This is a genomic window from Janthinobacterium sp. SUN026 (assembly GCF_030397625.1).
Taxonomy (GTDB): Bacteria; Pseudomonadota; Gammaproteobacteria; order Burkholderiales; family Burkholderiaceae_D; genus Janthinobacterium; species Janthinobacterium kumbetense.
This window is the reverse complement of record NZ_JAPQNU010000001.1, coordinates 1314981-1338818: the sequence shown is the minus strand read 5'-3', so window position 1 is coordinate 1338818 and position 23838 is coordinate 1314981. Positions and strand designations below refer to the sequence as shown.

The window sequence follows — 23838 nt, the reverse complement described above, 5'->3', positions numbered from 1 at the left end:
AGCGAGACGACCATGTCCGACAGGTCTATGCTGCAACAGCATGGCAGGCAGCCGCATTACGTTCTGCCCGGGACGGGCACCATTGCTCCTGTGCAAGCCCCCCTGCACCGCGCCAGCCTCGGGGGTGGGCTGAACGTCATTGGCAGCTCCCCCATCTTCCAGCGCCTGCTGCGCATGGTCGACGCCGTGGCGCCGACCCGCTGCACGGTGCTCATCAGCGGTCCCACCGGTTCCGGCAAGGAAATCATCGCCCAGCTCGTGCACCGGCAAAGCGGCGATCCCAGCGCGCCCTTTGTCGATCTCAACTGCGGCGCCCTGCCGGAACACCTGATCGACGCCGAACTCTTCGGCCATACCAAGGGGGCGTTTACGGGAGCGCTGAGCAGCCGCGCCGGTTTTTTCGCCCAGGCGGGACAAGGCACGCTGTTTCTCGATGAAATCGGCGAATTGCCGCTGGCGGTACAGAGCAAGCTGCTGCGCGTGCTCGAATCGCGCTGTTTCCGGCCGCTGGGCGGCGGCGATACGCAGCCGTTCAACGGCCGCATCGTGGCCGCCACCCATTGCGACCTGGCCGCGATGGTGCAGGCGGGCCGTTTCCGCGAAGACTTGTATTACCGGCTGGCCGTATTGAAACTCGACGTGCCGGGCCTGGACCAGCGCCGCGGCGACGTCGCCGCCCTCGCCGCGCACTTTGCCGGGCAGCAAAAGCGCCCCATCCGCTTTACCGCCACCGCCATGGAACGCCTGGGCCGGCATGCCTGGCCCGGACATATCCGCGAACTGCGCAACCTGGTGGAACGGCTGTCGATACTGGCCGAATCGGCGCTGATCGATGCCCACAGCCTGGAAGCCTTCCTGTCGGCGGGCAAGCCGCAGGACGCCGATCACACGCTGCTGGCGGAAGCCCTCATGCGGCTGGACGGAGACGACAAGCTGGCGGCCGCCGAACAATTGCTGATCGACTATGCGATGCGCCTTGCCGATGGCAACAAGACGACCGCGGCCCGCCACCTGGGCATCAACCGCAAGGTCATCGAACGCCGCGTGCATGGCGACGAGGAGCGCAGCAATTTCGCCCGCGTCTGCCTGCTGGAGGGACGCGCGCTGATCGAGGCGGCCCGCTTCAAGGAAGCCATCGAAGTGTTGCGCCGCGGCCTCACCTTGCTGGCCGCCGATGCGCATCCCTGCACCGCGCGCCGCCTGAGCTGCGACCTGCACCGCTGGCTGGCGATTTCGCACCGCGGCATCAGCGGCTGGCAAAGCGCCGAAGCGCTCGCCTGCTACCAGCAGGCATTGCAGGAAGCGGCGGCGCTGGGCGACGAGGTGGAAATCACCGCCCTGCGGTTCGGCATCTGGAGCTCGCAACTGATGGCGCTGGACCTGGTGGCGGCGCGGGCAACGGCGCAAGACATGCTGCAGCGGGCGCAAGCGATAGGCGACACGGATTTGCTGTCGCAGGCCCACCTGGCCCTGGCCAACACGCTGTTCTGGCTCGGCGACTACCGCGAGACGCTGGCCTGCCTGGCGCGCGGACACCTGCTGTGCGGCGCGGCAGCGGCCGACACGGGGGGACAGGGCCTGGACATCGCCGCGCTGTCGAGCACTTTCGAAGGCCTGTCCTGCTTCCAGAGCGGCGCCTTCCGGCGCGCGCGCGCGGTGATGGAACACCTGGCGTTGCGCGGCGGCGCCGACAACCCGCACCCCTTCCACCGCGCCATCGCGCTGCAAGGCGCCGCATGGCTGGCCTGCATGTTCGAGGACTGGGTCCGGCTGGCAAGCCTGGCGGCGGACCTGCAAACCGTCGCCAGCGAATACGGCTATCAATTCTACCTGGGGGTGGGGCAGATATTCCATGCCTGCGCATTGGCAACAGGCAACATCCATGCGCAGACCGAACAGCGCATCGCCGACGGCTACCAGCAATACATGCTGTGCGAAGGCGGCATGCTCTTCCATTCATTCCAGGCCTGGAAGCGGGGCGAACTGCTGCTGTCGGCAGGCCAGCCATCGCAAGCCCGGCAATTGCTGCACGGCGCCATCGAACTGGCGCTGGAACATGGCGAACGGGCCTACCTGGTCGAATTGCTCGACATGCATGCCCGGACGTGGATCGCGGTGGGCGACCTGGACAACGCGGAACGCGAACTGGGCAGTGCGCTGTCGACCGCCAAGGCGCTGGGCGCCGCGGCCGGCAGCCTGCTGGTGGCGACCCGCCTGGCGCAACTGCTGCTGCAGCGCGGCCGCCGGCACGAAGCACTCGATCACCTCACGCGCGCCTTGCGCGGCGTGGAACGCGACACGGCTTTTCCCCGGTTTGCCCAGGCGCTGCAGTTGCAGGCCGTCCTGGCGCAAACCATTTCCATGCCATGCCAACCTGAGGACCCGCAACATGACCTATGTGCTGAACCACGATGACCTTGAATCGCTGTTGCTGGGCGCCTGCTTCTTCGGCAGCGGTGGCGGCGGCACGCTCGCTTCCGCGCGCAGCCTGCTGGCCCAGTTCCACGCCGGCGATTATTATCCGGACGCCCAGGTGCGCGTGGTCGGCGTCGACGAAGCCACCGCTGGCGAAACGGTCATGGTGGCTTACCTGGGTTCGCCCGTGGCGATCAATGGCGCCCATTTTCCGCAGGGCCCCGTCGACGCCGTGCTCGCCGTCAGGGAGCGCCTGGCGCTGGAAAATCGCACCTTGGCCTACCTGGCGCCGCCCGAGAGCGGCGCGCTGGGGTTTCTCGTCGCCTGCCTGGTCGCCGCCCGCCTGGGCCTGGCCGTGATCGACGCCGACGGGGCCGGCCGCGCCGTTCCCTCGCTGCCCCAGCTGACGTATGCGGCCGCGCACATCAATCCGCGCCCCGCCTTCCTCGTCAGCCAGGCGGGGCTGCGCGTGGAACTCGACGTCCAGCCGAGCCAGGGCGTGAACGGCGCCCATGCCCACCAGCAAGACGTAGCAACGATCATCGACCAGATGATGCGCCCCATCGTTTCGCAGGCCGATTTCAAGCAGTTCGGCGGCCTGGCCATGTGGATCATGGCGCCGGCGGAGCTGGCCCGGGCGCTGCCCGTACGCGGCACCCTGGGACGCGCACTGCGCCTGGGCCGCGAACTGCAGGCAGGCCGCTTGCGCAGCGCGGAGGAAGTGGTCGATTATCTTGCGCGGCAATGCGACATGCGCGCCTGGCCATTGTTTCCACAGGGAACGTTCGTCGCCGCCGAAGTCGACTCGCGCAATGGCTTCGACCTGGGCAAGATCACCATCCGCGCGGGTGAGCGGCTTTGCACGGTCCTGTACCAGAACGAATCGCTGCTGGCCTGGGACAGCAGCCGCAGCACGCCCCTCTGCATGGCGCCCGACACCATCAGTTACTTTGTCGAGGGCGATGGCCAGGCCGTGTATTCGAATGGCGACTTGCTGCTGCCGGACGGCACGCTCAACCCGGCCTTGATGCAGCGCAAGGTGACGCTGCTGGGCTTGCAAGCCCATCCGGCATTGCGGGAACGGAATGGACTGATACTCGACAGCTTCATGCAACTGATCAACGCCATCGGCTACCTGGGACCCTACGTGCCGCTCACTGGCAACGCCGGCGCAGCGGCAGGGAGCGCCGCATGAAGCCGCTGCGCATCTGCATCGTGGCGCCGGTGGCCACGTCCATCTACAACCAGCGCCTGCTCGACGCCATCGAGCCCGTGATGCCGCCCGATGTCGAAGTGTCCGTGCGCAATATTTCTACTGGGAACGACTGCATCGAATACCGCGTCGACTGGCTGCAAAACGGCTATCCGGTGGTGCAGCTGGCCAGGGAAATCGAACGCGAAGGCTATGACGGCATCTGGCTCAGCGACTTCGACATGTGCGGCGTGGAGGCAGCGCGCGAAGTGATCGACATCCCCATCCTGGGCGGCTTCCCGCCCGCCGCCTTTACCGCGCTGGCCCTCAGCCAGCGCCTGTCGATCATGACGATACTGCCCAGCACGCTCGCCATGCAGCAGGGTCACATGCAGGCCTACGGCTTGCAGGACAGCTTCGCCTCCATCCGCTCCATCGACTGTCCCGTCGCCGACCTCGGCCAGCTGGACAAGGTGGTCGAAAAAACCTTCAAGGCCGCCATGCTGGCCATACAGGAAGACGGCGCCCAGTCCATCCTGCTGGGCTGTACAGGCTTTGTCGGCGTCGCCGCGCGCGTCAGCGCGCTGCTGGAAGACGCGCTGCACACCTATGTGCCGGTCATCGATCCGAACCAGGCAGGCTTCAGCTTCCTGGTGTCCCTCGTGCGCATGCGCCTGCGGCCCAGCCGCGCCTGCTACAGCAAGGATAGCTGAACCGCCGCACGCGCCCGGGACACGCCATGCCGTGTCCCGGGCGCCCCCTCCCCGTCCTTGCCGCCTGCCGTTTTCGTCCATCCCGCTCAACAAGGGTGGACGATATCCGCCAACATTATTGCAGCACGACAATGCAAATCCGCCCCATCCTTTAAAAATCAAGCACTTGGCCTTCTGGCACGCCCCTTGCTAAAGATCATGCTATCGGCGCTGGAGCAGCAGGCGCCGCAGCAGGCGGGCGGAGCACCTCAAGCGGTGCGCCGCCCGCCCTCCAGGACCCAGCAAGGAGCACCGCGTGCCGACGACCATGGAAGTATCCACCACCCACGACAGCCTGGCCAATCATGGCTTGCTGCACGGCCTGGCTGCCTTGCAAGATGGCAACACCGGCTGTGCCGACATCTGCATCGCCGTGCTCGACGGTCCCGTCGATACCAGCCACCCTTGCTTTGCCGGCGCCAGGCTGCAACTGCTCGACACGCTCGCCACGGGTGCCAGCGGCAGCGGCCGGGCATCGCAACACGGCACCCATGTCGCCAGCATCATCTTTGGCCAGCCGGGCAGTCCCGTCACGGGCCTGGCCCCCCATTGTCGGGGCTTGATCCTGCCCATCTTTGCCGACCGCGCCGACGGCGCACTGACGCAATGCACGCAGCTCGACCTGGCCCGCGCCATCACCCAGGCCGTCGAGCACGGCGCGCACATCATCAATGTCAGCGGCGGCGAACTGTCCGACAGCGGCACCGCCGATGGCCTGCTGCAAAAAGCCATACAGCTGTGCCATGAACGCAACGTCCTGCTGATCGCCGCGGCGGGCAATGACGGCTGCGATTGCCTGCACATCCCCGCCTCCATCAAATACACGCTGGTCGTCGGCGCACTGGACCGGCAAGGCGCGCCCATGCCCAACAGCAACTGGGGCGAAGCCTATCGCGCGCGCGGCATCATGGCGCCCGGCACCGACATCCTCGGCGCCGCGCCCGCAGGGCGCGTGCGGCTCAGCAGCGGCACCAGCTTTGCCACCCCGATCGTCTCGGCCATCGCAGCCTTGCTGCTATGCCGGCAACACCAACATGGGGATCGTCCTGACCCTCGTGGAGTTTGCAGCGCATTGCTGCAAAGCGCAACGCGTTGCAACACCAATGGCGAGCTGGACTGTCGCCGCCTCCTGACTGGGACATTGAATGTGCCGGGCGCCACTCAACTATTATTAAAAGGGAAAATTGAAATGTCAGACGATACTGTGATTGAAGCGAGCCCAGCCAATGCCGACACTTCCGCGCAGGCGCATCCGCTCAGCATTCCCATGCTGGAAACCCCCTCCCTGGCCAACCTTGCGGGCCCTTCCGGCGCGACGCGGCAAGGCATCGCCGCTTCCGGCATCGATGCCTCCGATTGCGGCTGCGGCGGCAGCGCCAAGGGCCCGACCCTGGTGTATGCGCTGGGCAACCTGGGCATCGACTTCGGCAGCGAAGCGCGCCGCGATTCCTTCGTCCAGGCCATGCCGCCAGGCAGGGACAATCCGAGCGATCCGCAGCAATTGATCGAATTTCTGCGCGCAAAGCCATATTTCCGCCAATCGCTGACCTGGACCGTCAACCTGGACGCCACGCCGATTTACGCGGTCGTCCCCGTCGGTCCGTATGCCGACATGACCTATGAACTGCTGTTCGAGGCCTATGTCGGCACCATCGATGGCCTCGTCGTAATGAATTCGTTTCCAGGCGTAATCTCGGGCGCCGCCAGGCTGATGTCCGGCCAGGTCGTTCCCGTGATCCAGCCGGCCATCCGGGGCATGTTCAGCTGGAATGTGCCGCAGCTGATCGACAGCCTGATGGCGGTGCAGGACAGCCTGGACATCAACAGCAGCAACACGGGCGCGCGCCTGGAAAACTTCCTGAACCGCATCTATTACGACTTCCGCAACCTGGGCGTCACGGGCATGGACCGCGCGCTCAACTTCTCGGCCACGAATGCCATGCAAGCGGCGGAAATGCTGGCCAAGACCACGGGCATGCAGCTCGATACCATCGTCGTGCAACAGAGTCCCGTGTGCCGCCCGGGCTCCGAGTGCTACGACATCATCATGACCTTCTTCAACCCGGAAAACCTGCAGGTAGCCAACACGGTCGCCCGTTTCGCCGTCGACGTCAGCGATGTGATACCGGTCAGCGTCGGCGCAGTGCGCTACTGGTCGCAACGCTGACGTCAACAGCATTTGAATTGTCGGGGCTCGTGGGCGCAGCAATGCGTGCACGCGCTTCAGCATACGGTCGTTGGCGGGAAACGATCAGCACCGTACTTCGGTACGCACACCCATTGCCGTTGCCCGCGGCGGCGCCACCACAAGGAGTTTTAAAATGAACAATCTGCCATTGCAAGCCAAAGCCGTACAACGCAGCCCCAGCATCTCCGCCATCAGCCAGGGTGTCGCCCCTTCCGGCATTACCTGCACCCTGTGCAAAGCGGCTTGCGGCGCCTTGAGCGGCACCGCACAGCAACTCTGCCTGATGGCTTGCAACGCCACCGTTTGCTGATCAAGCCAGCAAGATCGAGCCGTTCCGGCTAAGCCCGGCATGCCTGCGGGCGATGAGTTTCTCGTCGCCCGCTCCCCCTGCCGGCATCCCCCACGACGGACGCAGGACGGCGATGCGACTCGCCACCAAGCCCGCCTGTTTCGCGCAGTACGCATGCCCTTGCGCGTGCCCTTGTCAACGCACAAGCGCGCGCCCCGCACTGCTTGCGCTAAAACAAATCCAGCTGCCCCGCATTACCTTTTTTTACTTTTGCGCCCAGCGGCGGCACCACCAGCGGCCGGCGGAACTGCGTGCAATCGAGCTGCTTGAAGCGGCCGCCCTTGCCGTGCAAGCCCAGCCGGTGCACGGCCTTTTCAAAGCGCTGGCGGATGAGGTCAGCCCACACGCCTTCGCCCCGCATGCGCGCGCCGAACGCGCTGTCGTAATCCTTGCCGCCACGCATTTCGCGCACCCGGTTCATCACGCGCTGGGCACGTTCCGGGAAGTGCGCTTCCAGCCATTGCTGGAACAGCGGGCTCACTTCCCACGGCAGGCGCAGCACCACGTAATGGGCGTGGATGGCGCCCGCGTCGCGCACGGCTTCGAGCAACTGCTCGATTTCCGGTTCCGTCACGAACGGGATGATGGGCGCGATGCTCACGCCCACGGGGATGCCCGCCTCCGTCAGGGTGCGGATGGTGCGCAGCCGCCGCGCCGGAGCGGCCGCGCGCGGTTCCAGGGTGCGCGCGATGGCCGGGTCGAGCGTGGTGACAGTGACGGCCACGGCGGCCAGGCGCCTGGCCGCCATCGGCGCCAGAATGTCGATATCGCGCTCGATCAGCGACGATTTCGTGATCAGCGCCACGGGGTGGTCGCACTCGTGCAGCACTTCCAGCACGCGCCGCGTCAGTTGCCGTTCGCGCTCGCACGGCTGATACGCATCCGTGTTCACGCCCAGGGCGATCGGTTCGGGCACATACGAGGGCTTGGCCAGTTCGCGGCGCAAGAGTTCGGGAGCGTTCACCTTGGCGTAGATGCGGCTTTCGAAGTCCAGCCCCGGCGACAGGCCCAGATAGCTGTGCGTGGGGCGGGCAAAGCAATAAATGCAGCCGTGTTCGCAACCCCGGTACGGATTCAAGGAAACATTGAACGGCAAGTCGGGCGAAGCGTTGCGGGTGAGAATGGTGCGCGCCTGCTCGTCGCTGACCTGTGTCTTCCAGGTGGGAGGCGCCGCCTCCCCGGCCGCCTCATCCAGGCCGCCCACGCTCCAGCCATCATCGAAAGCGCCGCGCGCGTGTGTCTCGTAGCGCCCTTGCAGGTTCGACACGGCGCCGCGGCCCTTGTGGGCTTTCAGCGATTGCGGCGGCAACATGGCTTGCCCGGCGAAGCTGTCATCGTGCTCTGGAATGATTGCTTTCATGAACGGCCCCATCAACTGTATATACGTACAGTATACTATGCCGCTGTGCGGGCAAGATCAAGGGCTGGCGTGATGCCGTTTCAAGCTTTTTCACCGTGCGGCATGACATAGCTCAACTGCTGTGCGACAAAGCCGTCAAATGCCGCGATCAGGGGAACGAAGCGGGCCGCGTCCTGCTCCAACTGCATCAGGGCATAGCACGTCGCTTCCAGGGTCGATAACTGGTCTGGCGCGTGCGCCTTGCGGATCAGGTAATGGGATGCGGGCGTATCGCGCAGGGGCAGGCGCGGCAGCTGTTGCAACGGGGGATTCAGATACAGCATCTTGCGGCTCTTGCGCCACGTGGCGTCCAGCACCACCAGCCGCACGCGGGCAAGATCGAGCAAGCTGGCTGGGTCGAGCGCCGGTGGCGGGGCGATGCCCAGCGAACGGTCGCCGGGCGTATCCGGGTACAGCAGCACGTTGTGCTTGTCGGCCAGCAATTCGGCGAGCGTATCGGGGGCAAATTGCTCGCCCGTCAGCATGCGGCTGTTCGGCAGGCTCAAGTGCAGCAGGCGGGCACTGCCCTTGGCATTGTGCACTTCCAGCGGATGCTGCAGGATCAGCACTTCCACCGCGTGGGAAACGGGGGCGATCCAGCGGCAGATGCAGCTGGAGACGGCGCGCAGGCAGGCTGGGCAGCGCGCGCGTTTGGCAGGTTCAGCCAGGGAAGACGATGCAGCTGCAGGGCTGGCGGGATGGCTGGCGGGATGATTTGAGCTAGGGCTGGAGGTACGGCGGGTGGTCATGGCGGAGCGCGTTCGCGGCTGTCTTCAAGCCGCGATTGTAGCGCCCGCGCCATGCCAAGGGGAATCTGCGCTTAAGAATCCGTGCTTAAAACTCTTCCCATTCGTCGGCGCCCGAGGCCACCGGCGTCTTCGGCGTGCGTGCGCGCACCGCGTCCGCTTGCGCCGCCTTGTCCGGCGAGGTCGCGGCCACGGCGGGTGCTGGCGCGCGGGATGCCGGCGCGCGTCGCATGGCAGGCTGCGTGGCGGGCCGCATGGCGGCTCGCGTGGCAGCCGCTACTGGCGCAGGCGCCGTCACGGACGGGCTGCTACGGGCGGCAGCATATTGCTGCGTGGCATCGAGCTTGAACACGCCCACGACCTCGGCCAGCCTGGCCGCCTGTTCCTGCATGGATTCGGCCGCCGCGGCCGCTTCTTCCACCAGGGCCGCGTTTTGCTGCGTCACCTGGTCCATCTGGCCGATGGCCTGGTTGACTTGTTCGATGCCGGCGCGCTGTTCATCGCTCGCGTCGGTGATCTGGTTCATGATCTGCGTCACGTGGCTGATGCTTTGCACGATCTCGTCCATGGTGCGGCCCGCCTTGTCCACCAGTTGCGAACCGGCCTCGACCTTTTGCACGGAATCGTCGATCAAGCCCTTGATTTCCTTGGCCGCCGCGCTGGAACGCTGCGCCAGGTTGCGCACTTCGGAAGCCACGACGGCAAAGCCACGGCCCTGTTCACCGGCCCTGGCCGCTTCCACGGCCGCGTTCAGGGCCAGGATATTCGTCTGGAAGGCGATGGCGTCGATGACGCTGATGATGTCGACAATCTTGCGCGAGGAATCGTTGATCGAGCCCATGGTGCTGACCACTTCCGACACCACCACGCCGCCCTTGCTGGCGATCTGCGAAGCGTCAATGGCCAGCTGGTTGGCGCTGCGCGCATTGTCCGCGTTGAGTTTCACGGTGGAGGTCAGCTCTTCCATGGACGACGCCGTCTCTTCCAGCGAGCTGGCCTGCTCTTCCGTGCGAGACGACAAGTCCAGGTTGCCGGCGGCAATTTCGCTCGACGCCGTGCTGATCGATTCGGTACCGGCGCGCACCTGGCCCACGATACTCACCAGTTTATCGTTCATGTTTTTCAGCGCATGCATCAATTGCCCCGTCTCGTCGCGGCTTTCCACGACGATATGGCTGGTCAGGTCGCCAGCGGAAACGGCTTCCGCCACCTCGACGGCACGCGTGATGGGACGCGTGATCGAGCGCGTGATCCAGTAGGCGCAGGCGATGCCCAGCAAGATGGCCACCACGCCCAGCGAGATCAGCAGCATGCGGCCATTTTCGTAGCGCGAACGGATTTGCGCGGCCGTTTCATCGAGCAATTTGGCTTCCAGCAATTCCAGCTTCTTCAGCGACGCCAGGTAGATGTCGCGCTTGACGGCCATGTCGCCTTCGTACAGGCGCTTGCCCAGTTCCAGGTCGCCCGCATTCTTGGCCTTGAACACATTCTTGCGCACTTCCGTGTAGGCCTTGCGCGTGCTCAATACTTCCTGGTACAGCGCCTGCTCGTCCGTGTTCAGCTCGCTCTTGCCGATATCGTTCTGGATTTCCGTGGCGCGTGCAGACGAGACCGCCATTTCCTGTTCAAACTGCTTCTGGTGTTCGGGATCGCTGACTTTCCAGGCGGCCGCCGTGCGCGCCGCGTTGACCTCGATGACCTTGGTCCACTCGGCGATCAGGCGCTCATTGCGCACCTTGACGTTGACGAGCGCATCGGTTTCCTTGCTGGCGCTTTGCATCTGCACGATGCCCACCACGGTCAGGCTGGTCAACAGGAACAGGACGGCGGCAAAACCGCCACCGAGACGTACGCCGATTTTGAGGTTTTTCATTGCGTGATTCCTATCTGAAGAAAACGATGCACAGACGCCACGAAACCGACCTACTGCTACGTACCAATATAGCAGGCATCTGCCGTGCGGCAATCACGAGCGGTGGCGCAACGCGAACGTCGCCACCGGAATGGCAGCGCGCCGCAGCGCACTACTTTGGAGCAGATTGTGAGTGAATCAGAGTGGTATTGCAAGAAATAACATGCAGAAAAGCAACAACCAGAAGGCGCTTTTCCGCCACGAACGGGCGGCAGGCAAGCAAGGTCAGTTTTGCTTCACATAGATCAATTTTGACGTATCAAAACCCAGGCCGCCGGCTTTCTCGATCAGGCGCTGCTGCAAGGCAGGGTCCATGGTGGGCGTGCGCGACAACAGCCAGAAGTACGACTTGTCCGGGCCGCTGATCATGGAATAGCTGTAATTTTGCTGGTCGAGGTCGAAGACGATGTAGGAACCATAGAAGGGGCCGAAAAACGACACTTTCAGGTAGCCCACGTCTTTCTTGTCCACGAAATACGCCTTGCCTTCCGCTTCCTTCCATTTCGCATCCACATCCTTGTAGCCGCGGTTGAGCACTTTCAGGCCGCCATCTTGGCGCAGGCTGTAATCGGCCGTCACATGACTCAGGCCCCGCTCGAACGAATGGTCGAGGCGCGCGATCTCATACCATTTGCCCAGATAGCGGGTCGTGTCGAAGTGACTGACAGGCACAATATTGTCGGGGCGGCCCACGCAGCCGGCCAGCACGAGCACACTCAGAAACAGCAATTTTTTCATGGTCTTCTCCATCGGGTGAATCAGGGTGGCAGCGTCAGGGTTGCAATGCGCGCTCGACGATGCGGCGGATCGCGCCGCTATTTTGCATGCGCACGATGGCCGCGTTGAATTGTTCGATAAAGTCATCGCGATACGGGTAGGCGGCAGGCTGGCGCGCCGTAAAACCCAGGTGGCCTTGCTGGCTGGCCAGCTGCGCCGTTTCCTCGATTGCCTGCATCGGCGTGCCCGGCGGCCCCTCGCGCCGGATGCGCTGCAATTCCCACTGCGCCGACAGGCGGTCGCTGACATAGCAATCGATGCGTCCGCGCATCAGCTTGAGCAAATTCGTGCGCGTGCCCTTGGCGGGGTCGAGCACGATTTTTTCAGCGCGCAGGGACGCCATCAACCCCGCGTCGCCCGGCAGGAAACCGGCGTTCACGCCGATGTGCAGGCCGCCGTAATCGGCGGGCCATTGCCGCAGCTTGCGCCTGGCCAGCACGTCCTGGTTGCACAGCACGACCAGCTGCTCCATCAGCAGCGGCACGGAGTAGCGCACATACGGCCGCTCGCTGCGCCAGGAATACGGCGGATACAGGGCAAACGCCTCGCCCGTCTGCAGCATCAGCAAGCCCCGTTTCCAGGGCACGGGACGCAGCTGCACCGCATACTGCGGCATCGATTGCGCCGCTTCGCGCACGATCTCCGTATAAATGCCTTTCAGCTGGCCGTTTTCAACGTAGGAGTACGGCGGATAGTCGTCGTCGCCGTAAATCACCAGCGGCACCGCAGTGCCGGCCCGCGCGCCGGCGGCGATGAACAGGCATAGCGCGGCAGGCAAAATGAGCATTCTGGACATGCCCGAAGAGTAGCATGGAAGGGGTCGACGCCATCATCCATTCGCACTGTTCGTGCCCAGCATGTCGTCGAGCTGCGCCAGGGTATTCGCATCCTTCACGACGGCGCGCAGCCACAGGTGCAGCGGCAGCTCGCCCCAGCTGGCGGCCTTCTCGGCCAGGTAGGCGACGGGACTGTGCGGCTCCGTGCGGCGGAAGAAATCGGCCACCTGGCGCAGCTGGGCCAGCGCCTGCTGGCGCTGCACGATGGCGCCGCAGCCCTCGCCGGCGGCCTGGCCGGCGGCGGGTGGCGCGCCGATAAAATCCGCGCCAGGCGACAGCGGCGCGATGAAATGAATGGCGTTTTCCAGCGCTTCGCGCGCAGCGCGGAAACTCGGACCGTCGGCGCCGAAACGCGCATCGACGCTGCGCTCGAACGCCAGCAGCGACTGCATGCAGTACTGCGCATCGGCCAGCAAGCCGTCGGAAAAGGCGCGCGTGTTCCTTTGCCGCGCCGCCTCCATCTGCGCCAGCGTTGCCGCTTCGTCGTGGCGCGCGTCGCCCCAGCCCTGCTCCGCCGCGCCCTGCGCTACGCCGGCGGCCGCGCGCTGGCGCGCCGCATCGAAATCCTGCAGCGAATACAGGCCGTCGGCGCCTTCGGTCAGCGGGATCTCGCGCAGCAGCTGCGGTGTGCGCGACAGCAGCCAGAAGACATTGCCGATGCGCTGTTCCTGGTCGCCCTCTTCCGCCGGCGGGTACAGGCCATCCCAGTAACGTTCGCACAGGCCGGCCAGCAGCGCGTAGCCATCGCCCAGGCCACGGAAATGGCGCGTCTTCGCGTGCGCCTCGGCCAGCCACACGGCCATGCGCAAATCCTTGCTGCGCGCCGCGATCAGCTGTTCGCAGCGCGTCGCCACGAAGGGCCAGTCGGCTTCCTTCAGCGCCGTCACCCACTCGCCCTGGTCCAGGCTCGGGTCGTCGTGCTGGCGCGCGCGCGCGATGGCGTCGAGCTCCTGGCTGAAGGTGAGGTCGTCGCCGCAGGGGCTGACGGCGCTGACGGGGTGCAGCAACTGCTCCAGATTGAACATGGCGCTCTCCGGAAGGTGGATTATCGGATCGTGTACTTGAACTGCCCCTGCTTGTTCGCGCTGACGCGTATCGACGCGACCGGCTCGCCCGCGGCCATGCGCGCCAGCACCGCTTCGGCGATCGCCGGCAGCAGGCTGCCGTTGAGGATCTGGTCGACGTTGCGCGCGCCCGAATCGACCTCGGTGCAGCGCGCCAGCACGACATCGACCAGGCCCGCGTCATGGCTGAACTGCGCCTGGTGGTTGCGCGCGATGCGCGCGCCGATGCGCGCCAGCTTCAGGGCGATGATCTCGGCCAGCACCGCGTCGTTCAGGGGATAGAAGGGCAGCACCTTCAGGCGTCCCAGCAAGGCCGGCTTGAAGTGCGCCACCAGTTGTGGTCGCACCAGTTCTTCCAGCGCGGCCGGCGTGGGCAAGTCCTGCGCCGCCCGGTTCAGGCAGGCGGCCATCATCGCGCCCGACCCCAGGTTCGAGGTGGCGATGATGATGGTGTTGCGAAAATCGACTTCGCGCCCTTCCGCATCGTCGAGCACGCCCTTGTCGAACACCTGGAAGAACAGTTCCAGCACGTCGGGATGGGCCTTTTCCGCTTCATCGAGCAGCACCACGCTGTAGGGCTGGCGCCGCACGGCTTCCGTCAGCACGCCGCCTTCGCCATAGCCGACATAGCCGGGCGGCGAGCCTTTCAGGCCGGCCACGCTGTGCGCTTCCTGGTATTCGCTCATGTTGATGCTGATGAGCTTGCGCTCGCCGCCATACAGCAAGTCGGCCAGCGCCAGCGCCGTTTCCGTCTTGCCCGTGCCGGACGGCCCCGTGAACAGGAACACGGCTTGCGGCTTGTCCGGGTCGTCCAGGCTGGCGCGCGCCGTGCGCACGCGCTGCGCCACGGCCTCGATGACATGGTCCTGTCCCAGCACCCGTTCGCGCAGCGCGCCGTCCAGGGTCAGCACCGTGCGGATTTCGTCCTTGAGCATTTTCCCCAGCGGGATGCCGGTCCAGGCGGCGACGATGCCAGCCACCACCTGCGCATCGACTTCCAGCGGCGACAGCGGCGCGTCGCCCTGCAGGGCCGCCAGCTCGTCCTTCAGCGCCAGCAGGCGCGCCGCGCCGATCTCGCCCGGCCGCTCGCCGCGCAGCTGCGCGCGCAGCTCGCCGATCTGCGCCACCAGCGCCTTTTCGCGCTCCCAGCGCTGCGCCAGCGCCGCAACCGCCGCCTGCCCTTCGTCATGCTCGCGCCGCAGCTGCGCCAGGCGCGCGGCGCCGGCTTTATCGGGCACTTCGCCATCGGCCGCCTCGCGGGCCAGGGCGGCGATTTCCGCGCCGATGCGTTCCTGGCGCCGGTGCGCGTTTTCCAGCTGCGCCGGCGTGGCGCGCTGGCCCAGCGCCACCTTGGCGCACGCCGTATCGAGCACGCCGATGGCCTTGTCGGGCAACTGGCGCCCGCTGATGTAGCGGTGCGACAGGCGCACCGCTTCGACGATGGCCGCGTCGCGCACGCGGATGCCGAAATGGCGCTCCATCAGCGGCGCCATGGCGCGCAACATGGCGCAGGCGATGTCTTCGCTGGGTTCTTCCACCTTCACCACCTGGAAGCGCCGCGCCAGCGCCGCATCCTTTTCAAAATACTTCTTGTACTCGCTCCAGGTGGTGGCGGCGATGGTGCGCAGGGCGCCGCGCGCCAGCGCCGGCTTGAGCAGGTTGGCCGCATCGTTCTGCCCCGCCTGGCCGCCGGCGCCGATCATCGTATGCGCCTCGTCGATGAAGAGGATGACGGGGTGCGGGCTTTTCGTCACCTCGTCGATGACATTTTTTAAACGGCTTTCGAATTCTCCCTTCACGCTGGCGCCGGCCTGCAGCAAGCCCATGTCGAGCGCGTGGATATGCGCGCCCTGCAGCACCTCGGGCACGTCGCCGGCGGCGATGCGCAAGGCCAGACCTTCCACCACGGCCGTCTTGCCCACGCCCGCCTCGCCCGTCAAAATAGGATTGTTCTGGCGCCGGCGCAGCAGGATATCGACGGCCTGGCGTATCTCCGCCTCGCGGCCGATCACGGGATCGAGCTTGCCGTCGCGCGCCAGCTGCGTCAGGTCGGTGGTGAACTGGTCCAGCGCCGGGGTTTTGCTGGCCAGGCTAGCAACAGGATCGTCTCCGGTGTCGGAAAGCCGCGGCACGCCAGCGCTTTCCTCCTCGCCTGAGCCGGCCGTCAGCTTGTCCGGATGGTGCTTCAATTGCTCCACGCTGAAGCGGGCGAACAGCTTCGAGCCGCGGTACGCGAGCTGCGACAGTTCCGGCTCCGTCAGCAGCGCCAACAGCAGATGGCGGCTGCGGATGGGACCCGGCTGCGCCGCGTCCAGCGAGGCGATCAGCCAGGCGTGTTCGAACAGCAGCGGCAAGTGGGGCGAGAACACGGGCGTGCGCGCGCTGCCCGTGCGGAAGCCGCCGATCTCGCGGCGCAGGTCCGCCTCCAGCGCCGTCAGGCTGATCTCGCTGCGCCGCGCGATGGTGACGAAATCGCTGCGCTCCTGCTCCAGCAGCGCCAGGAACAGGTGTTCGATATCGACTTCATACTGGCCCAGTCCCACGCAGATGGCGGCGGCGCGGGTGGCGGCCGTGCGCGCCGTATCATTCAGCTTGGCGATCAGGGTTTTCAAGTTATTGCTCATGCGGCGGCTCCCTTGCGGTTGATCGAATAGCGCAGCGACGACGGCTGCAGCACGGCGTCGAAATTGACCGTCTCGCCACCGGACCTCACGGCCAGGGTGCCGCTGATGACGAAGCCGACCCGGTTGATGGCGCCCGCTTCCCGTTCCAGGCGGGCGCGCACGTTGCGCAGGCGCGGCTCGTGGCGTTCGATGGCGGCCTTCAGCGCGGCGCAGATGCGGGCGCGGTCATCGCTGCTGGACAAACACATGCCGGCGAAATCGATCAAGCCATAGTTGACGATGGAGGCCGCGCATTCCGGATAGGCGTCGAGCGCGCCGGGCGGCAGGGCCACGCGCGTATTGAGCAGCTCTTCCAGGTCGCGCCCCACCGCATCCTTCAATTGTTCCAGCGACAGGCGCGGCGCCACGCCGGCCGCCGCCGCACCGCCATCGCCCATCAGGCGGTCGAACAGGCCAGGTACATAACAGTCCATGCGCTCTCCTGAAAAGTCGGCGCGGCGCGGGCGCAGGTGGCCGCCGCGCGCCGCGCGAGGATGGATCAAGCCACGCGGTTCGCGGCCAGGTCCCAGCCGCCCGAGGTATTGCCGCCGGCGCCACCCGTCACTTTTTGCTGCGTGTATTTCCACTTCACTTTCGAGAACTTGAAGCCGACGTGTTCACCGAGGATGTCGCCCTCTTCCACGTTCGGCGTGACGGCGCCGATCAGCACATTCTCGATTTCGATTTCAAAGTACTTGACGCGCTCGCCCTGGCCGTCGGCGCGCATGAATTCGAAGCGCGCCTTGGGAATGGTCTTGCCGGCCGAGCAGGTCTGCAGCAGCACCGGCGAGGCCAGGTCGGCCAGCTTGGAAATGACGATGTCCTTGTGCTCGCAGCGTTCGGCCGTGTGGCCGCCGCCCGTCGACGCGGTGGCGGACTTCGGCTGCTCGACGCTCCAGCTGACCGATTTGCACTCGATCCAGTCCTTGTGCTTGTCATCGGTGGACTCGCCCTTGATGCCGTCTATCTGCAGATATACATCGATTGCCATGGTGTGCTCCTGTGGTTGAAAGAGGGGTGGATCAGGAATTGGTCGACTTCGGCAACTCCGCGACCAGTCGGAGCGAAACGGATAATTCATCGAGCTGGAAGTGCGGCCGCAGGAACGACACGGCGCGGTACACGCCGGGCCGGCCCGGCACTTCATGCACCTGCACGGACGCTTCGCGCAGGGGGAACTGCGCCTTCTGTTCCTGGCTGGCGTTATCGTCGAGCAGTACGTACTGCATCAGCCAGCGGTTCAAAAAATCCTCCACGTTGGAGGCGGCGGCAAAGCTGCCGATCTTGTCGCGCATCATGGCCTTCATGTAATGGGCGATGCGCGAGACGGCGAAGATGTACTGCAGCTGCGACGACAGCACCGCGTTCGCGTTGGCCGCGTCGCTGTTGTACTTGCGGCTTTTCTGCGCCGATTGCGCGCCGAAGAACGCCGCGTACGCCGTGTTCTTGCAGTGCACCAGCGAGATGAAACCCAGGTCGCTCAATTCCTTTTCGCGGCGGTCGGTGATCGCCACTTCGGCCGGGCATTTCAGGGCCACGTCGCCCTCGTCCGTCTTGAAGGTGTGGGTCGGCAGGTCGTCCACCAGGCCGCCGCCCTCCACGCCGCGGATGGCGGCGCACCAGCCGTAGTCGGCAAAGGCGCGCGTCAGCTTGCAGCCGAACGCATACGCGGCGTTACACCACAGGTATTTGTGATGGTCGCTGCCGTCGACTTCCTCGACAAAATTGAAACCTTCCACCGTGGTGCCGTCGACAGGATTGAACGGCAACCGGCCCAGGAAGCGGGGCAAGGTCAGGCCCACATAGCGCGCATCCTCGGATTCGCGGAACGCTTTCCATTTCGCGTACTCGATGGTGTCGAACACCTTGGCCAGGTCGCGCGGCTTGCCCAGGTCGCCGTAGCTTTCCAGGCCAAACAGTTCCGGCGCGGCCGAGGCGATGAATGGCGCATGCGCGGCGGCGGCGATGTGCGACATCTGTTCGACGAAATACATGTCTTCCGGCTGGCGCGAGATGGCGAAGTCGCCCAGCAGCGCGGCGAACGGCGCGCCGCCGAAGGTGCCGAATTCCTCTTCGTAGACCTTCTTGAACATGCTGCTCTGGTCGAACTCCAGCGCGGCCTGGAAATCCTTCACCAGTTCGCGCTTGGTGGCGTTGAACATGCGGATCTGCAGGCGCGTGCCCGTATCGGAATTGCCGACCAGGTAGCGCAGCCCCGTCCAGCTTTGTTCGAGCTGCTGGAACGGCGCCGCGTGCATGATTTCGCTGAGCTGGGCGGAAATCAGGCGGTCGATTTCCGCCACGCGCGCGTCCAGCGTGGCCGACAGGCTGCTGGACATCAGCACCGTGCCGTCGAGCACCTGCGCCACCAGTTCCGAGATCAGGTCGCGCGCGCGCGCATGTTCGGCGCCGGACTTGGCGACGCGGCTTTGCTCGACGATCTGGTCCAGCAAGTCGGTGGCGGCCGGCGCATCGGGAGCGGATACAGCGAGGGATTCTGGGGCTTCTGCCTGGGCGCTCATCTCAATCCTCCTGCGCTGGGAACTGCGGTTTCAGGGCGGCCAGGCTGTCCGTGTTGTTCAGCACTTCCGTCAGCAAGTCTTCCAGCTTGTCGTTGCCGGCCAGCTTGTTGCGCAAGTCGGCCAGCTTGGTGCGCGCCTCGAGCAGCTTGCGCAATGGGTCGACCTGGCGCACCACCGATTCCGGGCGGAAGTCGTCCATCGAGCGGAAGTGCAGGTCGACGGCGAACGTGCCGCCCGCCTCGCCGAGGCGGTTCGGCACGGCGAAACGGGCCACCGGTTCCACGCCGGCCAGCACTTCGTCGAAGTTGTCGCGGTCGAGGGCGACGAACTTGCGGTCCTTCAGGCGTTTTTTTTCGCTGTCCGGATTGCCGCCAAAGTCGCCCAGCACGCCGACCACGAAGGGCAGCTCCTTGTTTTCAATCGCGTCGCCGATTTCGACGTCGTAGGTCATTTGCACGCGCGGCGCGCGTATCTGCTTCAGGCGTTTTTGCACGCTGTCGGACTTGGGCATGTCGCTTCCTTTGCAAGTGGATGGTGGGGATGCCGGCTTATTTCAGGCCGCTGAACGGGTCGGCCGCGCTGCCTTGCGCCGCGCCCTTCGCCGCCGGCGTGCCGGAACCGGCGGCGCGCTTGCCGGCCGCCGGCGGGCGCTTGGCCGGCGGCACCAGCACGTCTTCGCCGATGCTCGCGCGCAGCAGCTTGGCCAGGTCCTGCGCTTCCGAGCGCAGCGAGCCATTCAGATTGTTTTGCCGCGACAGGTCGGCCAGCGCCTTGCCGGACAGGCGCAAGCCGCTGACGGCGACGATGCTGTTGGCGACCTTGTCGTCCGGGTCGCGCTCCAGCGCTTCGAGCGCATGGCCGATGGCGTCGCCGTACTGGCCGCGGTCGAACTTCATCTGCGCCATTTGCAGCCACGGCGCCTTGTCGGCCGGGTAGCTGCTGCCGCCGCCCTTGAGCAGGATCATGGCCCGTTCGTACTGGCCGGCGCGCGCCGCCGCATCGGCGTCGCTCATCACTTGCGCCAGGGTCGGCGCGGCAGGTTTCTTGGGCGCCGGCTGGTCCGGCGAGGCGCAGGCGGCCAGCAGCAAGGCGCTGGCGAGGCAGGCAATACGGGGCAACACGGTGGCTGGCTTCATCGGGGCATTCCTTCACGTGGAGGACGCTACCGCTGGGAAAGATGGGCGGCGCCTTGGTGGAGGCCATTATTGATCGCCAATTTTTTTGCCAGATTGAGATTAATCAGCAAAGAAGAAGTTCCACATCACAGCCGCGAACAGCGACATGAAACCTGATCTGGCGCAGTAATTGTCTTGATCGCTGACCGATTTTGCGCCAGCGCAAGCGGGCCGCCCCTGCATGCGTTTAAATGACTGCAGCACTTTCATTTCCACGCACCATTTTTTGCAAAGAGCAGCCATGCCATTTGACGCCCCGCTCCGCCGCCTGGCCCGCACCGCCGCGTTACCGCTGCTGTTGCTGCAGACGCTGCCGCTGGCCGGCTGCGCGGGCGGCGCCATCGGCACCCTGGCCAACGCGGCGCTGCAGATGGCCGGCGCGGCCAAGCCGCCGCCCGAACTGCCCGACGCGCAAAAGCCGCCGCGCAATGTCAGCATCCGCCTGCATGCGGCGCAGCGCCTCAACACGGATGCCGACGGCCGGCCGCTGGCGCTGGTGGCACGCATCTACAAGCTGCGCCAGAGCGCCGCCTTCGAGCAGGCGCCGTACGACAGCTTCCTCGACACGCAGCGCGAAAAGACGGCGCTGGGCGCCGACCTGATGGAAGTGAAGGAAGTGCTGCTGGTGCCGGGCCAGCGCTACGAGGTGCAGGAAAAAGTCAGCAAGGAAGCGTATTTCATCGGCGTCGTGGCCCTGTTCCGCGCGCCTGCGGCACAGCGCTGGCGCGCCACCTTTGCCGCCGCCGACGCGGAACGCGGCGGCATCACCGTCGGCCTGCACGCCTGCGCGCTCAGCGTGGCCGGCATGGACGGCGGCATAGCGCCGCTGTCCACCCTGCGCTGCCGCTAACGCAGTAACGGCGGCAGCGGCACGCCACACATTCAAGGAGAAACGCAATGGGCATGGCAGCGAAAATCTTGTGGGGAGAGGGCCTGTTCCTGCGGCCGCAGCATTTCCAGCGCCAGGATCAATATCACGAAGCGCGCCTGCATCACACGGCCAGCGCGCTGCATCCCTACCTATGGGGCGTGGCGCACATGGAGTGGGACCTGGCGGCGCTGAAGACGGGCACCTTGCGCCTGCAAGCCCTGTCGGCGATCTTCCGCGACGGCGAAGTGTTCGAGGCGCTGGGCGACGGCGCAACGGGCAGCGATACCCTGCCGCCGCCGGTGGACCTGGAAGCGCTGCCGCCGGCGGTGCAGGAAGTGACGTATTACGCGGCGCTGCCCATCCTCAACGGCGAAGGCATGAATTACACGGCGCAGGCGTCAACGGCGGGCACGCCGGCGGCCACGCGCTTTGCGCACGCGCTGCGCGCCACGCCCGACCTGTTCACGGAGTCCGCCGTGGCCGACGTGGCCTACCTGAAGAAGAGCGTGCGCCTGATTCCCGACAGCGAAGCGCGCGGCTCCTACGACTGCCTGCCGCTGATCGCCCTGCGGCGCACGGTGTCGGGCGGCTTCGAGCCCGTGCCCTCGTTCATGGCGCCCAGCCTGGCGATCGCCGGCGCGCCGCGCCTGCGGGGCGTGCTGGAACACCTGCTCGACGCCTTGCAGGCGAAAGTGAGCGCGCTGCACGGCCACCACCGGGAACCGAGCCGCAACGTGATCGAGTTCCGCTCCGGCGACGTGTCCTCGTTCTGGCTGCTGCACACGGCCAGCACGGCCGCCGCCGCGCTGATGCACTATGTGCGCCATCCGGCCCTGCATCCGGAGCGCCTGTACGAGGCGCTGCTGGGCCTGGCGGGCGGCCTGCTCAGCTACTCCAAGCATTACACGCTGGCCAGCCTCCCCGCCTACGACCACGCGCAGCCGGGCGCCTGCTTCGACGCCATCGACGGCATCATCCGCGAACTGCTCGACACCGTCATCTCGTCGAAGTATTTTTCCATCGCCCTGCTGGAAGAGCAGCCGTCGTACTACCTGGGCAAGCTCGATTCTGGCAAGATCGACCAGCACACCACCTTGTACCTGGCGATCCGCGCCGCCATGCCGGCCATCGAACTGGTGGACGTGGTGCCGCTTCGCGTGAAGGTGGGCGCGCCCGACGACGTGGAGAAATGCGTACTCACGGCCATGCCCGGCCTGAAACTGTCGCATGCGCCGCAAGTGCCGGCCGCCATTCCCGTGCGGCCCGACACCTATTATTTTGCGATTGAAAACCGCGGCGCGCTGTACGAGCAGATGCTCAAGGCGCAGTCGATTTCCGTGTACGTGCCGGCCGGCATACGCGACCTGCAGCTGGAACTGATCGCGGTGACGGCATGAGCCAGCTCATCGAACGGCGCGCGGCGCCTTCCCTGCTGGGACCACGCGGCCCCGCCCCTGTCGGCGCCCGGCATGCCGGCAGCGCCCTGCTGGACCTGATGCATGAAGGCTTTTACATGCTGTTCATGCTGAAGCACGGTTCGGCGCCCGGCGACGAGCAAGGCTTCATGGACCGCATCACGGCCTTCCTCGACGACTTCGAACGCGAGGCGAAAAAGATCCGCGCCGACGGCGACGATATCGAGGCGGCCAAATATGCATTCTGCGCGGCCGTCGATGAAATCATCCTGGCCTCGCCCTTCGCGCTGCGCAAGCAGTGGGAGCGGCGCCCGCTGCAGCTGCTGATCTTCGGCGACCAGCTGGCCGGCGAACATTTTTTCGACCGCCTCGACGCCCTGCGCGGCAAGGGCGCCATGCGCGTGCAGGCGCTGCAGGTATTCCATATGTGCCTGTTGCTGGGATTCCAGGGCAAGTATGCGATCGACGGCGGCGAAAAACTCAGCTACCTGACGGCGCGCCTGGGCGACGAAATCGCCCACATCAAGGGCAAGAGCCGCGGCTTCGCGCCGCGCGCGGAACGCCCCGACCAGGTGGTCAACAAACGCGGCAGCGACGTGCCGCTATGGGCGCTGTCGAGCTTTTTCGCCCTGCTGGCCATCTGCGCCTACCTGGGCCTGAAAACGCATCTGACGCGCGGTACGCAAACGACCCTGGCCGCGTATGCGGACCTGGTCAAGCTGGCGCCGCGCCCCGCGCACCTCACGATCACACTGCCCTGATCATTGCGCAATACGGAACTCGATGCGCCGGTTTCTCGCCCGGCCATCGGCCGTGGCGTTGCTGGCCACGGGGCGGTCCGGCCCCTGGCCCGACACCAGCACCGTATCGGCGACGACGCCCTTGCCGGCCAGGTAGGCGCGCACGGCTTCGGCGCGCGCCTGGCTCAGGGCCACATTGCTGGCGCGCAGGCCCGTGTCGTCCGTGTGGCCGATCACCTCCACCTTGCGGCCCCGCAGCCTGAGCATGGCGGCCGCCATCTCGTCGAGGATGGCCAGGCCGGCCGGCGTGATGGACGCCTTGCCGCTGTCGAATTCGATGATGCGCTTGTCGAGCGCCGCATCGAGCAAGCCCTGCTCGGCCTCGGCTGCCTTGACCCGCAAGCCATTGTTGACGATGTAGGTGGGATTGAGGCTGGTGGCGATGTCGCTGGCGATCTGCTGGCGCTGCGCCTCGTTCGCCACTTCGCCGCGCACGCTGACGTTGTTGCCGTCGATGCTGATCTGTCCCCGTGAAATGAGCTTCAGGTTCGGCGCGATCAGCTTTTGCACGTAGCCGTTCCAGTTGGCCGGCACGGCCACGTTGCCGATGGCGATCTGGTCGACCACGCGCTCGGCGCCATACAGTTCGCGCAGGCGGGCCAGCACGGCCGCCTTGCCCGCCTCGTCGGCCAGGGTGCCCGTGACGAGGATCTGCCCCGGCATCGGCGTCTGGGGCGCCTGCGCCTGCGCCTGGGCGTGGCAAGAGGTGGCGGCAAGCAGCAGCGGCAGCAGGAAAATGACGGGAGATTTCATCGCAATCCT

General features: G+C 65.8%; 21 protein-coding genes. 8 read left to right on the top strand and 13 right to left on the bottom strand.

Features of this window, described 5'->3' with window-relative positions; all coding sequences use genetic code 11:
• Positions 1 to 12: 12 nt before the first annotated feature.
• The 5 genes from OX459_RS06050 (at position 13) to OX459_RS06030 (ending at position 6857) form a co-directional block, all read left to right on the top strand.
• A complete protein-coding gene (locus OX459_RS06050; RefSeq protein ID WP_289904205.1) occupies positions 13 to 2415 on the top strand; it encodes a sigma 54-interacting transcriptional regulator in 2403 nt (800 codons plus the stop codon).
• Positions 2390 to 3610 carry a DUF917 domain-containing protein gene (locus tag OX459_RS06045; protein ID WP_289904204.1) on the top strand — a complete coding sequence of 407 codons (1221 nt, stop codon included), beginning with the start codon at positions 2390 to 2392 and terminating at the stop codon, positions 3608 to 3610. The genes OX459_RS06050 and OX459_RS06045 overlap by 26 nt, the downstream gene beginning before the upstream one ends.
• Positions 3607 to 4320 (top strand): aspartate/glutamate racemase family protein, encoded by a 714-nt coding sequence (locus OX459_RS06040; protein ID WP_289904203.1) that lies wholly within the window; start codon positions 3607 to 3609, stop codon positions 4318 to 4320. Before OX459_RS06045 ends, OX459_RS06040 begins: the two co-directional genes overlap by 4 nt.
• A 295-nt stretch (positions 4321 to 4615) precedes the next feature.
• Positions 4616 to 6526, top strand: coding sequence for a S8 family serine peptidase (locus OX459_RS06035; RefSeq protein ID WP_289904202.1), 1911 nt, complete (start codon positions 4616 to 4618; stop codon positions 6524 to 6526).
• A 154-nt stretch (positions 6527 to 6680) separates the two neighbouring features.
• A complete protein-coding gene (locus OX459_RS06030; protein ID WP_158301208.1) occupies positions 6681 to 6857 on the top strand; it encodes a hypothetical protein in 177 nt (58 codons plus the stop codon).
• A 208-nt stretch (positions 6858 to 7065) separates the two neighbouring features.
• On the opposite strand, the gene OX459_RS06025 is transcribed toward OX459_RS06030, so the two are convergent.
• The 12 genes from OX459_RS06025 to OX459_RS05970 form a co-directional block, all read right to left on the bottom strand.
• Positions 7066 to 8208: a PA0069 family radical SAM protein gene (locus tag OX459_RS06025; protein ID WP_289904822.1), complete on the bottom strand. Its 1143-nt coding sequence runs from the start codon at positions 8206 to 8208 to the stop codon at positions 7066 to 7068.
• 128 nt (positions 8209 to 8336) lie between these two features.
• Entirely contained in the window at positions 8337 to 9044 is a 708-nt protein-coding gene (locus OX459_RS06020) for a tRNA-uridine aminocarboxypropyltransferase (protein WP_289904201.1), read from the bottom strand.
• Positions 9045 to 9129: 85 nt separating this feature from the next.
• Positions 9130 to 10914: a methyl-accepting chemotaxis protein gene (locus tag OX459_RS06015; RefSeq protein WP_289904200.1), complete on the bottom strand. Its 1785-nt coding sequence runs from the start codon at positions 10912 to 10914 to the stop codon at positions 9130 to 9132.
• 264 nt (positions 10915 to 11178) lie between these two features.
• Positions 11179 to 11691, bottom strand: coding sequence for a lipocalin family protein (locus tag OX459_RS06010; RefSeq protein ID WP_289904198.1), 513 nt, complete (start codon positions 11689 to 11691; stop codon positions 11179 to 11181).
• 34 nt (positions 11692 to 11725) lie between these two features.
• A complete protein-coding gene (locus OX459_RS06005) occupies positions 11726 to 12526 on the bottom strand; it encodes a transporter substrate-binding domain-containing protein (RefSeq protein ID WP_289904197.1) in 801 nt (266 codons plus the stop codon).
• Between the two features lie 33 nt (positions 12527 to 12559).
• Positions 12560 to 13591 (bottom strand): type VI secretion system protein TssA, encoded by a 1032-nt coding sequence (gene tssA, locus OX459_RS06000; RefSeq protein WP_289904196.1) that lies wholly within the window; start codon positions 13589 to 13591, stop codon positions 12560 to 12562.
• A 20-nt stretch (positions 13592 to 13611) separates the two neighbouring features.
• On the bottom strand, positions 13612 to 16254 hold the full coding sequence (gene tssH / locus OX459_RS05995; protein WP_289904195.1) for a type VI secretion system ATPase TssH: 2643 nt from the start codon (positions 16252 to 16254) through the stop codon (positions 13612 to 13614).
• Entirely contained in the window at positions 16251 to 16727 is a 477-nt protein-coding gene (gene tssE, locus OX459_RS05990) for a type VI secretion system baseplate subunit TssE (protein WP_289904194.1), read from the bottom strand. The genes tssH and tssE overlap by 4 nt, the downstream gene beginning before the upstream one ends.
• A gap of 65 nt (positions 16728 to 16792) precedes the next feature.
• Complete coding sequence (locus OX459_RS05985) at positions 16793 to 17284, bottom strand: type VI secretion system tube protein Hcp (RefSeq protein ID WP_034750126.1); 492 nt, start codon at positions 17282 to 17284, stop codon at positions 16793 to 16795.
• A 31-nt stretch (positions 17285 to 17315) separates the two neighbouring features.
• A complete protein-coding gene (gene tssC, locus OX459_RS05980) occupies positions 17316 to 18815 on the bottom strand; it encodes a type VI secretion system contractile sheath large subunit (protein WP_077407195.1) in 1500 nt (499 codons plus the stop codon).
• Position 18816: 1 nt separating this feature from the next.
• Entirely contained in the window at positions 18817 to 19326 is a 510-nt protein-coding gene (gene tssB, locus OX459_RS05975) for a type VI secretion system contractile sheath small subunit (RefSeq protein ID WP_289904193.1), read from the bottom strand.
• 37 nt (positions 19327 to 19363) lie between these two features.
• Positions 19364 to 19951, bottom strand: a complete 588-nt coding sequence (locus OX459_RS05970; protein WP_289904192.1) for a hypothetical protein — start codon at positions 19949 to 19951, stop codon at positions 19364 to 19366.
• 280 nt (positions 19952 to 20231) lie between these two features.
• Here OX459_RS05970 and tssJ point away from each other — a divergent pair, with 280 nt between their 5' ends.
• Genes tssJ through icmH form a run of 3 tightly spaced genes read left to right on the top strand, consistent with a single transcriptional unit; the run spans position 20232 to position 23037 of the window.
• Entirely contained in the window at positions 20232 to 20840 is a 609-nt protein-coding gene (gene tssJ, locus OX459_RS05965; RefSeq protein WP_289904190.1) for a type VI secretion system lipoprotein TssJ, read from the top strand.
• Between the two features lie 47 nt (positions 20841 to 20887).
• Positions 20888 to 22258, top strand: coding sequence for a type VI secretion system baseplate subunit TssK (tssK, locus tag OX459_RS05960; RefSeq protein WP_289904189.1), 1371 nt, complete (start codon positions 20888 to 20890; stop codon positions 22256 to 22258).
• Complete coding sequence (gene icmH / locus OX459_RS05955) at positions 22255 to 23037, top strand: type IVB secretion system protein IcmH/DotU (RefSeq protein ID WP_289904188.1); 783 nt, start codon at positions 22255 to 22257, stop codon at positions 23035 to 23037. The genes tssK and icmH overlap by 4 nt, the downstream gene beginning before the upstream one ends.
• Here icmH and OX459_RS05950 read toward each other — a convergent pair whose 3' ends face one another.
• On the bottom strand, positions 23038 to 23829 hold the full coding sequence (locus tag OX459_RS05950) for an OmpA family protein (protein WP_289904186.1): 792 nt from the start codon (positions 23827 to 23829) through the stop codon (positions 23038 to 23040).
• Positions 23830 to 23838: the final 9 nt, after the last annotated feature.